Below are 16094 nucleotides of genomic sequence, written 5' to 3' on the forward strand. Positions count from 1 at the left end.
CCCGGCTCCTTGAATCTCCCCCTGGGGGAGCTCCTAGCGTGCCGGCGAGGCATCCCCGAGAGCCGCGAGGAGACGAACATGACCGTGTACGTGCTGGTGTCCGGCCCCTTCACCGGTGGCTGGGTCTGGGAGGAGACCGCGTCCCTGCTCCGGGCGGCGGGCTCGGAGGCGTACCCCGTGACCCTGCCGGGCATCGGCGGCCGGCGGAGCGCCGGCGGAACGGCCGTCGACCTGGAGACCCACATCGAGCACCTGGTGCGGCTGATCGACGGCCTCCGGACGCCCCGGGTCGTGCTCGTCGGACACGGCTACGGGCTCCACCCCGTGGTCGGCGCCGCCGATCGGCGTCCCGAGCGCGTCGCCCGGATCGTCTCCCTGGACACCGCCCTGCCCGAGGACGGCGAGGCGGCCGCGCGTTCCGTGCCCGACCCCGAGGCACGGGCACGACTGGCGAACGGGGACGGGGGCGGGGACGGGGACGGGGGCGACGGGGCTCGCACGGGCGGGGCCGGCCCCGGTGGTCCCGGGAGCGGTGCTGCCGGGCCCGGTGTGGCCGGGCCCGGGGCGGACCACGGCTGGCTCGCGCCGCCGGAGCCGGGCGCCTGGTCCCGGTGGGGCAGCACCGAGGGAGTCCCGGCCGAGGCGCTCGAACGGCTCGACCGCCTCGCCGCACCGCAGCCGGTGCGCACGCTCACCCAGCCGCTCCGGCTGGCCGGCGCGGCCGCAGGGCTGCCGACCACAGGGGTGCTGTGCACCGCCAACGGCTCCAGCGTCGAGGCGGTCCAGATGCTGGTGGACTCGGGGCCGCCCCGGTTCCGGGCCCTCGCCGACGACCGGATCCGGTTCGTCGACCTCGGCACCGGTCACTGGCCGATGCTCTCCGCGCCCGGGGAACTGGCCGAGGTGCTGCGCGGGGCGGCGGCGGGGGAGGGACACCGGGTGACCGCGTCCGGGCGGACGCACGAGCGGCCGACGCACCTGCTGCCCTTCCTCCTCGACGTGCCCGAGGTGCCGCGCGAGCGGCGGGGACGGATCGACCTCCACCTGCCGTGCGGACCCGGGGCGCCGGCCGGGGGCGCGCCGCGCCGTCCCGACGCTGAGCGGCCCCGGCCGGCCGTCGTCTTCGTCCACGGCGGCCCGGTCGCCCCCGATCAGCGGCCCACCCCGCGCGACACCCCGTTCCTGCTCGGGTACGCCCGCTACGCGGCGAGCCTCGGGGCGATCGGCGTGACCCTGGACCACCGGCTGCACGGACTCGCCGACTTCGCCCTCGCGGCCGAGGACCTCGCCGAAGCCGTCGCGCTGGTCCGCGCCGACCCGCGCGTCGACGCGGACCGGATCGCGCTCTGGTTCTTCTCCGCGGGCGGGCTCCTCGCGGCGGACTGGCTGGCCGCGCCCCCGCCGTGGCTGCGCTGCCTGGCGGCGAGCTATCCGGCCCTGGCACCGCTTCCCGGCTGGGGCGCCGTGGAGTCCCGTTTCCGGCCCGCCGACGTCGTGGGTACGGCGGGCGGCCCGGCGATCGTCCTGACCCGGGCCGGACGGGAGCACCCGGCCTTCGCGGCGACGGTCGAGGAGTTCCTGACCGCCGCCGGGCGGAACGGTGCGGAGGTCGAGACTGTCGACGTCCCGCACGGCCGCCACAGCTTCGAACTCCTCGACCACACGGAGGAGTCGCGCGCGTGCGTGGAGCGGGCGATGCGCTCCGTGCTCGGCCACCTGCGGGACTGACCGGCCGCGGGGCCGGGGGCGGGGCCGGGGCCGGGCACGGCCCCGCTCAGCGCGCGTGCACGAGACGGCCGCCCACGTACGTGCGCTCCACCCGGGCCGCGGCGATCTCCTCCGGCGGCCCGGTCAGGATGTCGCGGTCGAGGACCACGAGGTCGGCGAGGTTCCCGGGGCGCAGTGTGCCCGCGTCGTCGTGGCCGTTCACATGGGCGGAGCCGGCCGTGTAGGCGGCGAGGGCCGTGGACGGATCGAGGCGCTGCTCCGGGAGGAAGACCCGCTCGTCGGCGGTGCCGGGCTCCCGGCGGTTGACGGCGACGTGGATGCCCGCGAGCGGATCGGGGCTGCTCACCGGCCAGTCGCTGCCCGCGACGAGGGTGGCTCCGGCCCGCGCCAGATCGCCGAACGGGTACTGCCAGGCGCTGCGTTCGGGACCCAGGAACGGGATGGTGAGCTCGTCCATCTGGGGCTCGTGGGCCGCCCAGAGCGGCTGGACGTTCGCGAGGGCGCCCAGCGCGGCGAAGCGGGGGAGGTCGTCCGGATGGACGACCTGGAGATGGGCGAGGTGGTGCCGGTTGCCGCGCCGCCCGTTGGCGGCGACCGCGGCCTCCACGGCGTCGAGGGCCTCGCGGACGGCCCGGTCGCCGAGGGCGTGGAAGTGGACCTGGAAGTCGAGGGCGTCGAGCTCCGCCACGTACCGCCGCAGCGCCCCGGGGTCGACGAAACTGAGCCCGCTGTTGGCGGTGGCGCAGCCGCAGCCGTCCAGGTAGGGGGAGGTCATGGCGGCGGTGAAGTTCTCCGCGATCCCGTCCTGCATGATCTTCACCGAGGTCGCCCGGAAACGGCCGTGGCTCAACTTCTCGCGCAGCGCCACCAGTTCGGCGATCTGTTCCGACCCGCGCTGCCGGTCCCACCAGAGCGCCCCGGTCACCCGGGCGGTGAGCGAGCCGTCGCGGGCGGCGGTCGCGTAGGCGTCTGAAGGGTCGGCCCGGCCGCTGAACGCGCCCAGGAGCGCGTCCTGCCAGCCGGTGATGCCGAGGGAGTGCAGCAGCTTCTGGGCGCGCAGGAGCCCCGCGAGGCGGTCCGCCGGTGTGCTCGGCGGTACGAGGCGCGAGACCAGCGCCGTGGCGCCCTCCTGGAGCATGCCGCTCGGCGTGCCGTCCGGCCCGCGCTCGATGCGGCCGTCGGCGGGGTCCAGGGTGTCGGCGGTGATCCCGGCGAGTTCGAGGGCCCTCGTGTTGGCCCAGGCGCCGTGGTGGTCCCGGTTGGCCAGCAGTACCGGCCGGTCAGGGACGACCGAGTCGAGCAGCTCACGGGTGGGCAGCCCGCCCGCGAAGCTCTCCATCGACCAGCCGCCGCCGGTGATCCACTCCTCGTCCGGGTGCGCGTCGGCGTACGCCCGGACCCGGCCGAGGTACTCCGGGACGCCGACCGTGCCCGTCAGATCGCACTCGGCCAGTTCCGAGCCCCCGAACACCGCGTGGACATGGGCGTCCTGGAACCCCGGGATCAGCAGCTTCCCCGCCAGGTCGACGACCTCGGTCCGGGGGCCGACGAGCTCCCGCACCTCGTCGTGGCCGACCGCGACGACGCGGTCGCCGACGACCGCGAGCGAGCTCGCCCGGGTGCGGGCCGGGTCGACCGTGAAGACGGGTCCGCCGGTGAAGACCAGATCGGCCGAGGTCATGGGGTGCTCCTGGGGAGGTGCGACGACGGGTGCCGGCCCCATGCAATCCGCACCGCCGTATACACGTCAATGCTGTTGACATAAGGTCCGGGCATGGTCGAACGCGTGGTCCCCGAAGGCGGCAGACGGCGCCGCCGCCCCACCAAGCAGGGTGCCGTCCTCTCGGAGCGCCTCATCGTGGAGACCGCCCTGCGGCTGGTCGAGCAGCACGGCGCGGCGGCGCTCTCCGTGCGGCGGCTCGGTGCCGCGCTCGGCGCCGATCCCACGGCCCTCTACCGCTACTTCCGCAACACGGACGCCCTGCTCCTCGCCCTCGCCGACGAGCTCATCGGCCGGGCCCAGGAGGGCTGGACGGCCACCGGCGACTGGCGGGCGGACCTCCGCGCGATCGGGCTCCGCCTCCACGCCCGCTACCAGTCCCATCCGCAGGCCGCGCTCCTCGCGGCGCACCGGACCACGGGGCGCACCCACGAGACCCGGGTGGTCGAGGGAATCCTCGGAGTGCTGCGTACGGCCGGCTTCCCGGACGGCCTCGCGGTCCGGATCTACCACGCCTTCGTCGACCAGGCCCTCGCCTTCGCCGCCCAGGACGCGGCGGCACTCGCCCTGCCGTCCACCGCGCGGGAGGCGGAGGCGGAGGTCTGGCACGCGGTCTACGGGAGACTGCCGCCGGACACCCATCCGCACGTGGGGGCCGCGTTCCCCCTGCTGGCCGCCGACATGCGCGACAGCGGCTACCCCTTCGCGCTGGAACTCCTCCTCGCCGGGGCGGCGGCGCTCCACCCCCGCGCGGAGTGAGCCCGGGCCGGGCCCGGGGCGGGAGCCTGGCGTCGGGCCCCCGCACCGGAACCGGCGTGCGGCCCGGCGAAAATAGTAGCCATGTACATAGTAGCCATGTACGGTATCTGGCGTGAGTTCAGCAACCAACGGCGCCTCGCCGGGATTTCTCGTCTGGCGCCTGTCGATGAAGTGGCGCGTGGCCGTCGACCGGGCGGTCGCACCGCTTGGCCTGACCCACGCCCAGTACGTGGTGATGGCGTCGCTGTACGGCATGTCGCGCTCCGGGCCGCGGCCCAGCCAGCGCGAACTCGCCGACCGGACGGGCATGGAGCCGCTCTACGTCTCCAAGCTCGTCCGCGCCCTGGAGGCGTCCGGGTTCGTGGATCGCACCCGCGACCCGAAGGACCCGCGCGCCATGCGGCTGTCGCTCACCGAGCAGGGGCTCGACGTCACGCGCCGGGCGGTCACGGTCGTCCAGGGCCTCCTGGACCAGTTGCTCGCGCCGCTCGGAGGCCGCACCGGCTCACGTACCCGGGAGTTCACCCACGAGCTGGCGACCCTGCTCGACGTACCGCTCGATCCGCACACCGAGACCGACGAGGAGCCCTCATGACCACCACCGCACCCCGCGCCGACGGCCGGGTCGTGGCCCTGGCACACCACGCGGCGCGAGCCCGCCTGGAGAGCGTCCTGACCCGCCACGGCATCACCTTCCACCAGAGCGTGACCCTCCGGGCCGTCGTGGCCGCGGGCGGGTCCGCCGGCCGCGACGCGCTCGTCGACGACGTCGTCGCGTCCCTGAAGACCGAGGCGTCCGTCGTGTCCGGCGTGATCGGGGAGCTGACGTCCACGAAGCTGCTGGAGGCGGACCCGGCGGACCCGAAGCGCGTACGACTCACCGACGGTGGACGGGAGTTGTACGAGGCGACCTCGGCCGAGTCCGCCGAGGTCACCGCCCGGCTGTACGCCGGCCTCACGGACGAGGAGCTGGAGGTGACGGGCCGCGTGCTGACCCTGATCACCGAGCGCGCCAACGCCGAACTGGCCGCCGACGCCTGAGACTTCGGGGCTGCGCGGCGCGGCCTGTGCGGCGGCGGCGCATGCTCCGCGCGGTCAGGTCCACGGCCCACCGGCGGCGCGTCACGGGTGGGAGAAGACGCCCACCATCCGGGTGTCCGGGTTGCTGCTCATCCCGACGATCGCACCCCCGTCGGCGCGGTTGGCGCGCGCGTGCGTGCCCGCGTATCCCTCGTCGGTGAGGAAGACGCCCAGCGCCGCGATCCAGTCGTGGACGTCGCCGGTCGCGGGGTCGTACACCGGTTCCGGACGCGGTACGACCCGCTCCTGCGCCACGTAACCGCCGCGTTCGACGGCCACGCGCACCGCCTTGTCCCACTCCGCGTCCGTGCACTCCCAGCCGACGAAGGTGTCCAGGCCGCCGTACCCGGCGCCCGGCTTGAGGATGAGCCGGTCCCGCCGCTCCCGGCAGAGGTCGACGAGCTCGGCGGGGGCGGTGGCGTGGAGCGTGCGGCTCCACGGCAGGACCCGGTCGACGAGGGCCCGTTCGCCGGCGTCGAACGCGTCGCGCCGACGCGGGTCGGTGAGCAGCGCGAGGGCGCTCTTGTGCGCGTAGAAGCCGCTCTCCAGCGAGGTGAACAGGACGGTCCGGCCGGCCCGGTGGGCGCGGAAGAACGGTTCCGCCACATCGGGGCCCGCCGGGTCGTCGAGCAGTTGACTCGCCGCGAAGTTCCGCAGCACCAGGTCCAGCGGGGTGCCGTCCAGGGTGAGTTTGCCGTCGGCCCGGGCGCGTACCTGGTCGATCTCCCCGATCCGCAGGTCGATGCCCTGCTCGGCCATCGCCTCGACCGTCGCCCGCATCAGCCTCCCGTACGGGCCGACGCCACCGCGCCCCTCGATCAGCCCGACCACCGGCTCGCCGCCCCCGGAGAGCGCCGGCGCGGCGCGGTCGCGGAGGACGGCCGCCGTCCGCGCGGCGATGTCCACGTGGTCCAGCCGGTGCTCGCGCGCGAAGGCCGCGAACGCGGGCACCCGCAGCAGTCCCCGGTTGAACACGGCCATGTCCAGACCGCCGACCTCGCTGCCGAGGTTGAACTCCAGGAGCTTGAACGCGGTGCCGTCGTGATAGGCGTCGGCGCGGCCGAACCTGGCCGGGACGCCGGAGCCGCCCCGGCGCAGCAGCGCGGCGAGCGGGGGGTCGATCCCGACCTCCGCCGCGTACCGGTCCAGGTCCCCGTCGAAGAGCCGGAGCGGCAGGGACACCAGCAGCTCGAAGAGCCCCTCCAGGTCCCGCGCGAAGGCGGCCGTATCGGAGGCCCGGACGAACCAGGGCCGGGGCAGCAGATGCGCGCGCCAGGCCTCCTCGAAGGCCGGCGGCAGTGCGGCCCGCGCCACGGCCTCGGCGAGCCCGCGGTTCCCGCCCAGGCACTCGTCCACGTAGGTCCGGCTCGGATCGGCCATCGGCGTCGCTCGCTTCCCTGGAGGAATCGGGTGCGTGATCGGAGGGGCGAGCAGACTACCGCGCGGTACAGCGCGTCGGCCCCGCCCGCGTTAGCGGAACGTGAGTGAGACGTGAGTGGCGGGAGGGACAGTGGTGGCGGACCGGGGCGGGCCGTGGGGGCCTGCCCCGGTCCCCTCCGCACACCGCACCGCGCCGCACCGCCCGCACGGCGTAGCCCCGCACCGCACCGCGCCGCACCGCACCGCGCCGCACCGCACCGCGCCGCCCCACACCGCGCCGCCCCACACCGCGCCGCCCCGCACCGCGCCGCGTCGGACGGTGCAAGCCGCGTCCGTTCAGCTGGTGACCGCCACCACCGTGGCCGTCGTGACCACGAGCATCGCGGCCTGCATGTCCCTGATCGCCCGGCGCACGCTCTCCGCCGCCCACTCACCGGCCGTGAGCTCCTCCAGACGGGCCGCGACCTCCTTGCGGGGCAGGTCGGGGAAGGCGAGGCGATGGAGCCGGGCGCCGTGGATCAGGGCGAGGAGTCCCGTGGTGCGGGCGCTGTGGGTCGGGCCGGTGGTGAGGACCGTCCGCAGCCTGGCCCGCAGCTCGCGTTCGACGGAGCCATCCGCCTCCGGGTAGCGGGCGACCGGGAAGAGACCCATCACCCGCTGCCGCTCCTCCCGCACGAGGCCGCGCTCGCGGAGGCTCTCGACCGTGGCCTTCACGGCCTTGGACTGGTCCTTCGTCAGCCACTCGGTGACCTTCGGGGCCTTGCCCTTCTTCGCGCACCACGCGCCGATCTGCCGCAGCCGCTCGTCGAGCAGAGGCACCTCGGTGGGCGTCGGGTCCGTCACCGTCAGCCGCCCCTCGTCGACCGACAGGCGCCCCGCCAGGACGAGATCGAGCAGGATGCCGCCCGAGACCGCCCACGCGGCGGTCTGCCGCTCCTTCGCGACCCCGGACACGTCGTCCAGGGACAGCAGCATGATCTCCTCCGCGAGCGTGACCGCCACCCCGTACCCCCTGCCTTCCGCATGCGACCTGCCGCATGCGCGCGCGTGCGGCGCCGCGAAACGGTCGAACGTCCGGGGCACCCTTCGCACCTGAGGACGAGTGCGGCACCGGCACGGTTCCCGCCGACCGGCCACCGCCCGCTGTGACCTGCGTCGTTCCGTGTACATGGCGGAATTCGGGCGGTGCTTTGGTCTGGACCGCAGCGGGTCGGCGCGTCAAGCTCTCGCTATGGACTTGGAGCTGAGGCACCTCAAGACGATCCGGGCCATCGCCGACGCGGGGAGCCTCACGCGCGCCGCGACCGCGCTCGGGCTCGCCCAGCCGGCGCTCAGCGCTCAGCTCAAGCGGATCGAACGGGCTCTGGGCGGTGCCCTGTTCGAGCGCGGACGGGAGGGCGTACGGGCCACCGCCCTCGGCGACCTGGTGCTCGAACGGGCGCGAGTGGTGCTGCCCGCCGTCTGCGAGCTGCAGGAGGAGGCGGTCCGCTTCGCCCGCGACGGGGCCGAGGGCTACCGCCTCGGCGGCACCCACGGGCCGCTTCTCGGCGGCCTGGTCGACCGGATCGCCCGCGCCGATCCCGGCGCCCCCGTCACCACGTACATCTCGTGGTCGGAGCGCGAGATCGCCGGCGGGGTCGCCGACGGCCGCCTCGACTTCGCCCTCGTCGGGGCCTGCGGCGAGAGCGGTCCGCCCGAGGCGGGACGACTGGCCTGGACGGAGGTCGCCCGCGACCCGGTGTACGTGATGCTGGCCGCCGACCATCCGCTGGCGCCCCGCGCCGAGATCGACCTGGCCGAACTGGCCGCGGAGGCCTGGACCGACGTGCCGGGCGACGGCTGCTTCGGCGACTGCTTCGCGGCCGCCTGCGTACGCGCCGGGTTCACCCCGGCCTGCGTGTACGAGACGGACACCGCCTCCTGCGTGCATCTGGTGCAGGTCGGCCGGGCCGTCGGACTGTGCCGGGCCACCTTCCCCGTCACCCCGGGACTCGTCACCCGCCCCCTCGCCGGCGCTCCGCTCATGTGGCGCCACCTGCTCGGCTGGCATCCCGAGGGGCGCGCGGCCTCCCGGTCCGCCACCGTCCTCGGCCACACCCGGGCCGCCCACGCCGCGGCGCTGGCGACCAGCGCGGGCCGCCTGCACACGGGCGTGGCACCCCCGGCATAACGCCATGGCAGGGGCCGACTGGCAACTCCCGTCCCCTCGGTGCGATCCCTACGGTTCCAGCAGATCCCCCACCGTGATCCGGGACCAGGGGTCCGAGATCCCCGAACCGCGATCCGAGACCCGAGGAGACTCCCCATGCTCCGACGACACGCCCGCGCGGCGTGTACCGCCCTCGTCGCCGCAGGAATGGCGCTGGCCGGACTCCAGGCGGGTTCCGCGGCCGCGGCCCCGGACGCCCACGGCGCCCCGACCGTCAGGACCGCCGCCCAGGCGCTCGGCGCCGACTCCGCCCGGCCCGAGCTGCTCGACGCCATGCGGCGCGACCTGGGACTCACCCGCTCCCAGGCCCTGACCCGCCTCGCCAACGAGGCCGAGGCGGGCGCCACCGCCGCCCGGCTCCGCCAGGGCCTCGGCGGCGCCTTCGCCGGAGCCTGGGTCGACGGTGCCGAGGCCGGCGTCCTGACCGTGGCCACCACCCGAGCCGCCGACACCCCCGCGATACGGGCCGCGGGTGCGCGGGCCGTGCTCGTGACGCACGGTCTGACCGCCCTGGAACGCGCCAAGCAGCGCCTCGACCGGTCCGCGGGCACCGACGCGCCCGTCCGCTACGTCGACGTCCGCGCCAACGTCCTGGTGGTCGAGGAGACCAGGGCCGGCGCCGGGGCGCGGCTCGTGCGGGCCACCGGCGTGCCGCGCGAGCTGGTGCGCGTCGTCCGCACCGGTCAGGCACCCCGCCCGCTGTACGACATCCGGGGCGGCGACGCGTACTACATGGGCGGCGGCGGCCGCTGCTCGGTCGGCTTCGCGGTGACCCGGGGCACCACCCAGGGCTTCGCGACCGCCGGTCACTGCGGCCGGGCGGGCACCGCCACCAGCGGGTTCAACCAGGTGGCACAGGGCAGCTTCCAGGGCTCGGTCTTCCCCGGCAACGACATGGCCTGGGTCGCCGCCAACACCAACTGGACCTCCACCCCGTACGTCAAGGGCTCCGGCGGCGGGAACGTCCAGGTGACCGGCTCGGTGCTGCAGCCCGTCGGCTCCTCCGTGTGCCGCTCCGGCTCGACCACCGGCTGGCACTGCGGCACCGTGCAGCAGCACAACACCAGCGTCACGTACCCCGAGGGCACCATCTCCGGGGTGACCCGTACGACCGTCTGCGCCGAGCCCGGTGACTCCGGAGGCTCGTACATCTCCGGCAGCCAGGCCCAGGGGGTCACCTCCGGCGGCTCCGGGAACTGCTCCAGCGGCGGCACCACCTTCTTCCAGCCACTGAATCCGCTGCTCCAGACCTACGGGCTCACGCTGAAGACCACCGGCACGGACCCGGGTCCCGGGCCGGGCGAGCCGGAGCCGGGCGGCACCTGGGCGGCCGGAAAGGTCTACGCGGCCGGGGACGTCGTCACGTACGGCGGCGCGAGCTACCGCTGCCTCCAGGGCCACCAGGCCCAGGCGGGCTGGCAGCCGCCGAACGTCCCGGCGCTCTGGCAGCGCCTGTGACCCTGGCCGAATAGTGACCGGGGGTGCCGCGGACCCGAGGGGGGTGTCGCGGCACCCCCTCGCGTTCCCCGTAGGATCACCGCGATCTTGATCAGCAACCGTGGTCGACGATCTCGGTCCACTACAGGGTGCCGTCCTCGGGACGGCACGTGCGCTTCGCGGGGGAGTCGGCACATGAGCAGGTTTCGGGCAGTCGTGGCCTCGGTCGTTCTGACCTCGTCCGTGGCGGTGACGCTGACGGGCTGCGGCTCCTCCGAGCCCTCGGGCGCCGAGGGTTCGACGGGGCGGCCCGCGCCCGGGAAGGCGTCGGAGGGCGGGGCCTCCACCGGCGGCTCGGCCACCGGCGGCGGGGAGGGCGGGGCCGCCCCGGCCACCGAGAGGCTCGCCGCCGACCCCGGCACCCGCTACACGGCCATCGCCGTCCCGCAGCTGGAGGGCCTCGTCTGCGACGAGGGCGACGGAGGCATCCACTACGGGAGCGGTCTCGACATGCGCGTCAGCGGCGACGACGACCTCAAGGAGATCGAGGGCGACAGCAACGACGTCGCCGACGAGGTGTCCTGTTTCGGCAGCCCGAGGAACATCCTCCGCAAGGGAACGATGTCGGCCTCGGCACCCATGTTCACGGCCAGGAGCCATCTGTACGAGAAGGTGGCGGACCCCGCCGCCGCGCTGAACCGGATCTTCGCCGCGTCCACCGACAACGCGACGAGCGACGGCCGCGACTTCACCGGCGAGACCAGGACCGTCACGGACAGCGCCCTCGTCGTCAAGTGCCGGCAGAACGTCACCGACACCTTCCCCATGACCACCTGCTTCTGGGCGAACTACGGGGCGGCGGGGGTCGTCGACTTCTTCCCGGCGGACGACCGGTACATCCCGATCGACTCGGCCGTCCCGTGGACCCGGGCCTTCGTCGCCGGCGCCCTGCGGACGTAGCCGGCCCGGCCCGGGCCGCCCGCCCGTCACTCCTCCGCCAGGCCCCCGCGTGCGATGACCTCCGCGTACCACCGGGCGCTGTCCTTCAGCGTCCGCCGCTGCGTCGCGAAGTCCACGTGCACGATGCCGAACCGCTTGCTGTAGCCGTACGCCCACTCGAAGTTGTCCAGGAGCGACCAGAGGAAGTACCCGCGGACGTCCGCCCCGTCGGCCAGCGCGCGGTGCACCGCCGCCAGATGCGCGTGGAGGTACGCCACCCGCTCCGGGTCCTTCACGTTGCCCGAGGGGTCGGCGTAGTCGTCGTACGCCGCGCCGTTCTCGGTGATCACCAGCGGCACGTCCGGCAGTTCGTCCCGCAGCCGGATCAGCAGCTCGTGCAGCCCGGTCGCGTCCACCGGCCAGTCCATCGCCGTACGCGGCCCGGGGGCCGGTTCGAACCGGACGTGCCGCTCCGCGCCCGCCCACGGCGAGGGCGACTCCGAGCTGCCCGCACCGACGACCGAGGGGGAGTAGTAGTTGATGCCGAGCGAGTCGATCGGCGCGGCCGCCGCGGCCAGGTCGCCGTCCCGCACGAAGGACCAGTCCGTGACCGACGCGGTGTCGCGGACCAGGTCCTCCGGGAGCCGGCCGTGGAAGACGGGGTCGAGGAAGACGCGGTTGCCGACCGCGTCGATCCGGCGCGCCGCGTCCAGATCCTCCGGCGCCTGCGAACAGGGCCGTACCGCGTGGAGGTTGAGGGTCAGCGACACCTCGGACGCGCCGGGCAGCGCCCCGCGCAGCGCGCGCGCCGCGAGCCCGTGCGCCAGGTTCAGGTGGTGGGCGGCGCGGAGCGAGGCGAGGGCACTGGTGCGGCCCGGGGCGTGCACGCCGTTGCCGTAGCCGAGGAAGGCCGCGCACCAGGGCTCGTTGAGCGTGGTCCAGGTCGCGACCCGGTCGCCGAGGGCGTCCGCCATGATGGCCGCGTACTCGGCGAACCGGTACGAGGTGTCCCGCTGCGGCCAGCCGCCGGCGTCCTCCAACTCCTGCGGCAGGTCCCAGTGGTAGAGCGTCGCCACCGGGCGGATGCCCGCGTCGAGGAGGCGGTCGACGAGCCGCCGGTAGAAGTCCAGGCCCTTGCGCACGGCGGGGCCCCGTCCGGTGGGCTGCACCCGGGGCCAGGCGATCGAGAAGCGGTAGTCGGTCACGCCGAGCCGCCGCATCAACGCGACGTCCTCGTCGACCCGGTGGTAGTGGTCGGCGGCGATGTCACCGGTGTCGCCGTTGCGGACCTTGCCGGGCGTACGGCTGAACGTGTCCCAGATGGACGGCGTGCGGCCGTCCTCCTCCGCCGCCCCCTCGATCTGGTAGGCGGCCGTGGCGGTGCCCCAGCGGAAGCCCTCGGGGAAGCGGAGGGCGGTCGTCGTGTCGGTACGGGCGTCGAGCGCGGTCATGGGATGGGAACTCCCTGGAGTGAGGGGTCTGGAGGATGGGGGAGGCACTGGCGGTGGCCGGCGAGGGCGGCGAGGGCGGCGCGGGGGTCAGCCCTTGACCGCGCCCTGCATGATGCCGCCGACGATCTGCCGGCCCAGCAGGCCGAAGACCAGGAGCACCGGCAGGGTGCCGAGCAGGGTGCCCGCCATGATCACGGACTGGTCGTGGACGTATCCGCCGCCGAGCTGGCGCAGGGCGACCTGCACGGTGGGCTCGGAGGAGGTGAGGGCGACGACCGGCCAGAAGAAGTCGTTCCAGGCCGCCATGAAGGTCAGCAGGCCCAGGACGGCCATGCCGGGCCGGGCGATCGGCACCACGATCGACCAGAAGATGCGGGCGGTGGACGCGCCGTCGACCCGCGCCGCCTCGATCAGCTCGTCCGGCAGCGACTGCACCAGGTACTGGCGCATGAAGAACACGCCGAACGCGGACACCAGGCCCGGCAGGATCACCGCCTGGAGCTGGTTCACCCAGCCCAGCTCGGCGATCAGCATGAACAGCGGGATCACTCCCAGCTGCGGCGGGATCATCATGGTGCCGATCGTGATCGCAAGGAGGGCGCCGCGGCCCCGGAAGCGGAGCTTGGCGAAGGCGAAGCCGGCGAGCGTGCAGCACAGCACGGTGCCGAGGGTGATCGAACCCGACACGATGAGGGAGTTGAGCAGGGCCTTGCCGATGTCCGCCTCTTCGAGGACCGCCTCGAAGTTGCGGATGAGGTTCGGGCCCGGCAGCAGCGTCGACGGCACCTTCGCCAGGTCGGCGTTGGATCGGCTCGCCGCGACGATCGTCCAGTAGAAGGGGAACGCGGAGAACAGGACGGCGACGACGAGGATCCCGTACGCGAGCGGGCCCGCGTGCAGGGTGCGGCCGGCCCGGGAGGGGCCTCGCGCCGCGGTGGGACCGGGTGTGCGGGCGGCCCGGGAGGGGCTTCGCGTCACGGTGGAACCGGGCGCGGTCATCGGCCGGCCTCCTTGCGGGAACGGCGGCGCGCTATCAGGGCGTTGGCCCCGACGAGCACCACGATGAGCAGGAACATCACCCAGGCGATGGCGGCGGCCCGGCCCAGGTGGAAGAAGCCCCAGCCCTGCTCGTACATGTACAGGCCGAGCGTCTGGTACTGGTGCGAGATGCCGCCCGAGATGGACCCTTCGAGCAGCAGCGGCTCGCCGAACAGCTGCGTCGCGCCGATCGTCGAGACGATGACGGTGAACAGGATCGTGGGCCGCAGACCCGGCAGCGTGACGTGGAAGAACTGGCGCCACCGCGAGGCCCCGTCCATCGCGGCGGCCTCGTACAGCTCGTGCGGGATCGACTGCATGCCGGCCAGGTAGATCAGCGCGTTGTAGCCCGTCCAGCGCCAGATGACGACGGTGGACACCGCGATCTGCGAGGCGACCGTGCCGTTCTGCCAGTCGACGGGGTCGATGCCGACCAGGCCGAGCGCGTAGTTGATCAGGCCGAAGTCCCGCCCGAAGAGCTGCGCGAAGACGAGGGTGGCGGCCGCCACCGACGTCGCGTACGGCAGGAGGACCGCGGTCCGCAGGAAGGTGCGGCCGCGCATCTTGTAGTTCAGCAGATGCGCGAGCCCGAGGGCCATGACGAGCTGCGGCACGGTGGAGAGCACGCCGATGGTGAACGTGTTGCGCAGCGAGAGCCAGAAGTACTCGTCGCCGAAGAGCGCGGTGTAGTTGCCGAATCCGCGCCACTCCATGTCGCCGGGCGTCTGCAGCTCCACCCGGTAGAGCGAGACGAAGGCCGTGTAGAGCAGCGGGAAGAGCCCGAAGGCGACGAACAGGGTGAAGAACGGGGCGAGGTAGGCGTACGGCGAGAAGGACTGCCAGGCCCGCCGGGCGGACCCCCGCCGCGCGGGCGGCGGGACCGGCTTCGGCGGGGCCGGCGTCTCGGGTGCGGTGAGGGTCACGGCGCGGCCCTTCGGAGGAGTGGAGGAGACGTGGGGAGGGGGGCCGGCCGCGGAGGTCGGCCGGATCCGGCGGCGGAGGTCAGCCGACGGTGTTCGCGACACCCTTCTTCGCGTTCGACCAGGCCTTCTCCGGCGAGGTCCCCTTCCGCTCGACCTCGCTCAGCGCGTTCGTGATCTGCTGCGCGATGTTCTGGTCGTGGACGCCGAGCACCTGCACCGGGGCCGCCTTCGCCGCGTCACCGAAGATCTGCCCGATGGGGGCGTCGGAGAAGAACGGGTCCTTCGCGTCGGCGACCTTCGCGATCGCGCCCGTGGCGGAGGGGAAGTTGCCCTGCTTCTGGAAGAGCTTCGTCTGCTGCTCGGGGGCGGTGAGCCACTTCACCAGCTCGTACGCCTCCTTCTTGTGCTTCGCGGCCTTCGGCACCGCCAGGTAGGAGCCGCCCCAGTTGCCGGCGCCGCCGGGGAGCGCGGCGACGTCCCACTTGCCCTTGCCGGCCTCACCGGCCTGGCCCTTGATGTAGCCGAGCATCCAGGCGGGGCACGGGATGGTGGCGAAGGAACCGGCCGCGAAGGCCTGGTTCCACTGCGGGGACCACTGGTCGAGCTTGGCGCTCAGTCCGTCCCGGGCCGCCTGGACGGAGTGGTCCCAGGCGGTGCGCAGTGCGGGGTTCTCCTCCCAGATCAGCTTTCCGGAGGCGTCGTAGTACCGCTCCTTCTCCTGCCCGATCATGATCGAGTAGAGGCTGCCGACGCTGTCGAGCCAGGCGCTCTTGGCGGGGGCCTTCGCCTTGTACTGCTTCCCGAGGGCGAGGTAGCCGTCCCAGGTGGACCACTTCTGGGCGAGCACCGCGCGGTCGGTGGGGAGTCCGGCCTGCTTGAAGAGGTCGGTGCGGTAGCACATCGCCTCGGGGCCGACGTCGGTGCCGAGGCCGAGGACCTCGCCGCCCTTGCCGGACGCGGCGGCCCACTTGGCGGGGGCGAACTGGTCCTTGAGGGAGTCCGCGCCGTACTTCCTGAGGTCCTCGAACCGGTCCGCCTGCTGCTGGGTGACGGAGGCGATCCGGCCCACCTCGATGCCCTGCACGTCGGCGAGGCCGGCGCCGCCGGCGAGCCGGGTCTGCAGGGACTTCCAGTAGTCGGCCTCGTCCTCGGTGTCCGTCTGCTTGATGGTGACACCGGGGTGGAGCTTCTCGTACTCGGCGTAGAGCCCGGCCTCCTTGTATCCGAAAGAGCCGAACAGGTCGACGGTGAGGGTGACCTCGCCTCCCGCGCCATCTGCGGAGGTGTCGTCCGACGCACCTCCGCAGGCGGCGAGCAGGGCCCCGGTGAGTGCGACCGCCCCCAGACGGAGGACGGCTCGCCTGGCGGTGGTCGTGACGGCGGCTCTGGCGATGGGCATGGGAAGCCTCCCTTGGCTCCGGAACGAGCGA

14 protein-coding genes are annotated in these 16094 nt (G+C 73.9%); 7 read left to right on the top strand and 7 right to left on the bottom strand.

All coding sequences use genetic code 11. The features are described 5' to 3' along the window. The first annotated feature begins 78 nt into the window (after positions 1 to 78). A complete protein-coding gene (locus AMK27_RS10100) occupies positions 79 to 1728 on the top strand; it encodes an alpha/beta hydrolase (protein WP_073904853.1) in 1650 nt (549 codons plus the stop codon). Positions 1729 to 1774: 46 nt separating this feature from the next. Here the strand turns inward: AMK27_RS10100 and AMK27_RS10105 are convergent, their stop codons facing one another. Then, on the bottom strand, positions 1775 to 3409 hold the full coding sequence (locus AMK27_RS10105; RefSeq protein WP_073904855.1) for an amidohydrolase: 1635 nt from the start codon (positions 3407 to 3409) through the stop codon (positions 1775 to 1777). 93 nt (positions 3410 to 3502) lie between these two features. Between AMK27_RS10105 and AMK27_RS10110 the strand changes: the two genes are divergently transcribed. From AMK27_RS10110 to AMK27_RS10120, 3 genes are all read left to right on the top strand, one after another. Beyond that, positions 3503 to 4207 (top strand): TetR/AcrR family transcriptional regulator, encoded by a 705-nt coding sequence (locus AMK27_RS10110; protein ID WP_073904856.1) that lies wholly within the window; start codon positions 3503 to 3505, stop codon positions 4205 to 4207. Positions 4208 to 4319: 112 nt separating this feature from the next. Beyond that, positions 4320 to 4802 (top strand): MarR family winged helix-turn-helix transcriptional regulator, encoded by a 483-nt coding sequence (locus AMK27_RS10115; RefSeq protein ID WP_073904858.1) that lies wholly within the window; start codon positions 4320 to 4322, stop codon positions 4800 to 4802. Then, positions 4799 to 5248 carry a MarR family winged helix-turn-helix transcriptional regulator gene (locus AMK27_RS10120; protein WP_073904859.1) on the top strand — a complete coding sequence of 150 codons (450 nt, stop codon included), beginning with the start codon at positions 4799 to 4801 and terminating at the stop codon, positions 5246 to 5248. The genes AMK27_RS10115 and AMK27_RS10120 overlap by 4 nt, the downstream gene beginning before the upstream one ends. Positions 5249 to 5329: 81 nt before the next feature. Here the strand turns inward: AMK27_RS10120 and AMK27_RS10125 are convergent, their stop codons facing one another. Both AMK27_RS10125 and AMK27_RS10130 read right to left on the bottom strand, forming a co-directional pair. After that, complete coding sequence (locus tag AMK27_RS10125; protein WP_073904861.1) at positions 5330 to 6667, bottom strand: hypothetical protein; 1338 nt, start codon at positions 6665 to 6667, stop codon at positions 5330 to 5332. Between the two features lie 336 nt (positions 6668 to 7003). Then, positions 7004 to 7669 carry a GOLPH3/VPS74 family protein gene (locus AMK27_RS10130; protein ID WP_073904863.1) on the bottom strand — a complete coding sequence of 222 codons (666 nt, stop codon included), beginning with the start codon at positions 7667 to 7669 and terminating at the stop codon, positions 7004 to 7006. A 229-nt stretch (positions 7670 to 7898) separates the two neighbouring features. On the opposite strand from AMK27_RS10130, the gene AMK27_RS10135 reads away from it, so the two are divergent. The 3 genes from AMK27_RS10135 to AMK27_RS10145 all read left to right on the top strand — a co-directional run bounded on the left by AMK27_RS10135 (position 7899) and on the right by AMK27_RS10145 (position 11273). Further along, positions 7899 to 8837: a LysR family transcriptional regulator gene (locus tag AMK27_RS10135; RefSeq protein ID WP_073904864.1), complete on the top strand. Its 939-nt coding sequence runs from the start codon at positions 7899 to 7901 to the stop codon at positions 8835 to 8837. 135 nt (positions 8838 to 8972) lie between these two features. After that, positions 8973 to 10334 (top strand): carbohydrate-binding protein, encoded by a 1362-nt coding sequence (locus tag AMK27_RS10140; protein ID WP_073904866.1) that lies wholly within the window; start codon positions 8973 to 8975, stop codon positions 10332 to 10334. Positions 10335 to 10508: 174 nt separating this feature from the next. Next, a complete protein-coding gene (locus AMK27_RS10145; RefSeq protein ID WP_143204841.1) occupies positions 10509 to 11273 on the top strand; it encodes a hypothetical protein in 765 nt (254 codons plus the stop codon). A 26-nt stretch (positions 11274 to 11299) separates the two neighbouring features. Here AMK27_RS10145 and AMK27_RS10150 read toward each other — a convergent pair whose 3' ends face one another. From AMK27_RS10150 to AMK27_RS10165, 4 genes are all read right to left on the bottom strand, one after another. Next, the gene (locus tag AMK27_RS10150; protein WP_073904869.1) at positions 11300 to 12703 is read right to left on the bottom strand and encodes a GH1 family beta-glucosidase; all 1404 of its coding nucleotides are present in this window, start codon (positions 12701 to 12703) and stop codon (positions 11300 to 11302) included. 87 nt (positions 12704 to 12790) lie between these two features. Then, positions 12791 to 13702 (bottom strand): carbohydrate ABC transporter permease, encoded by a 912-nt coding sequence (locus AMK27_RS10155; RefSeq protein WP_073904870.1) that lies wholly within the window; start codon positions 13700 to 13702, stop codon positions 12791 to 12793. After that, positions 13699 to 14664: a carbohydrate ABC transporter permease gene (locus tag AMK27_RS10160; RefSeq protein WP_073904872.1), complete on the bottom strand. Its 966-nt coding sequence runs from the start codon at positions 14662 to 14664 to the stop codon at positions 13699 to 13701. Before AMK27_RS10160 ends, AMK27_RS10155 begins: the two co-directional genes overlap by 4 nt. Before the next feature lie 79 nt (positions 14665 to 14743). Next, complete coding sequence (locus AMK27_RS10165; protein ID WP_073904874.1) at positions 14744 to 16063, bottom strand: ABC transporter substrate-binding protein; 1320 nt, start codon at positions 16061 to 16063, stop codon at positions 14744 to 14746. Positions 16064 to 16094 lie beyond the last annotated feature (31 nt).

It is taken from the genome of Streptomyces sp. CB02009, from assembly GCF_001905825.1.
In the GTDB taxonomy this organism is placed as follows: domain Bacteria; phylum Actinomycetota; class Actinomycetes; order Streptomycetales; family Streptomycetaceae; genus Streptomyces.

Excerpts from the sequence above, each read along its gene's own strand:
- AMK27_RS10155 (WP_073904870.1), bottom strand. The coding sequence starts at position 13,702 with ATGACCGCGCCCGGTTCCACCGTGACGCGAAGCCCCTCCCGGGCCGCC.
- AMK27_RS10150 (WP_073904869.1), bottom strand. The coding sequence starts at position 12,703 with ATGACCGCGCTCGACGCCCGTACCGACACGACGACCGCCCTCCGCTTC.
- AMK27_RS10140 (WP_073904866.1), top strand. The coding sequence starts at position 8,973 with ATGCTCCGACGACACGCCCGCGCGGCGTGTACCGCCCTCGTCGCCGCA.
- AMK27_RS10100 (WP_073904853.1), top strand. The coding sequence starts at position 79 with ATGACCGTGTACGTGCTGGTGTCCGGCCCCTTCACCGGTGGCTGGGTC.
- AMK27_RS10165 (WP_073904874.1), bottom strand. The coding sequence starts at position 16,063 with ATGCCCATCGCCAGAGCCGCCGTCACGACCACCGCCAGGCGAGCCGTC.
- AMK27_RS10120 (WP_073904859.1), top strand. The coding sequence starts at position 4,799 with ATGACCACCACCGCACCCCGCGCCGACGGCCGGGTCGTGGCCCTGGCA.
- AMK27_RS10105 (WP_073904855.1), bottom strand. The coding sequence starts at position 3,409 with ATGACCTCGGCCGATCTGGTCTTCACCGGCGGACCCGTCTTCACGGTC.
- AMK27_RS10110 (WP_073904856.1), top strand. The coding sequence starts at position 3,503 with ATGGTCGAACGCGTGGTCCCCGAAGGCGGCAGACGGCGCCGCCGCCCC.
- AMK27_RS10135 (WP_073904864.1), top strand. The coding sequence starts at position 7,899 with ATGGACTTGGAGCTGAGGCACCTCAAGACGATCCGGGCCATCGCCGAC.
- AMK27_RS10145 (WP_143204841.1), top strand. The coding sequence starts at position 10,509 with ATGAGCAGGTTTCGGGCAGTCGTGGCCTCGGTCGTTCTGACCTCGTCC.
- AMK27_RS10125 (WP_073904861.1), bottom strand. The coding sequence starts at position 6,667 with ATGGCCGATCCGAGCCGGACCTACGTGGACGAGTGCCTGGGCGGGAAC.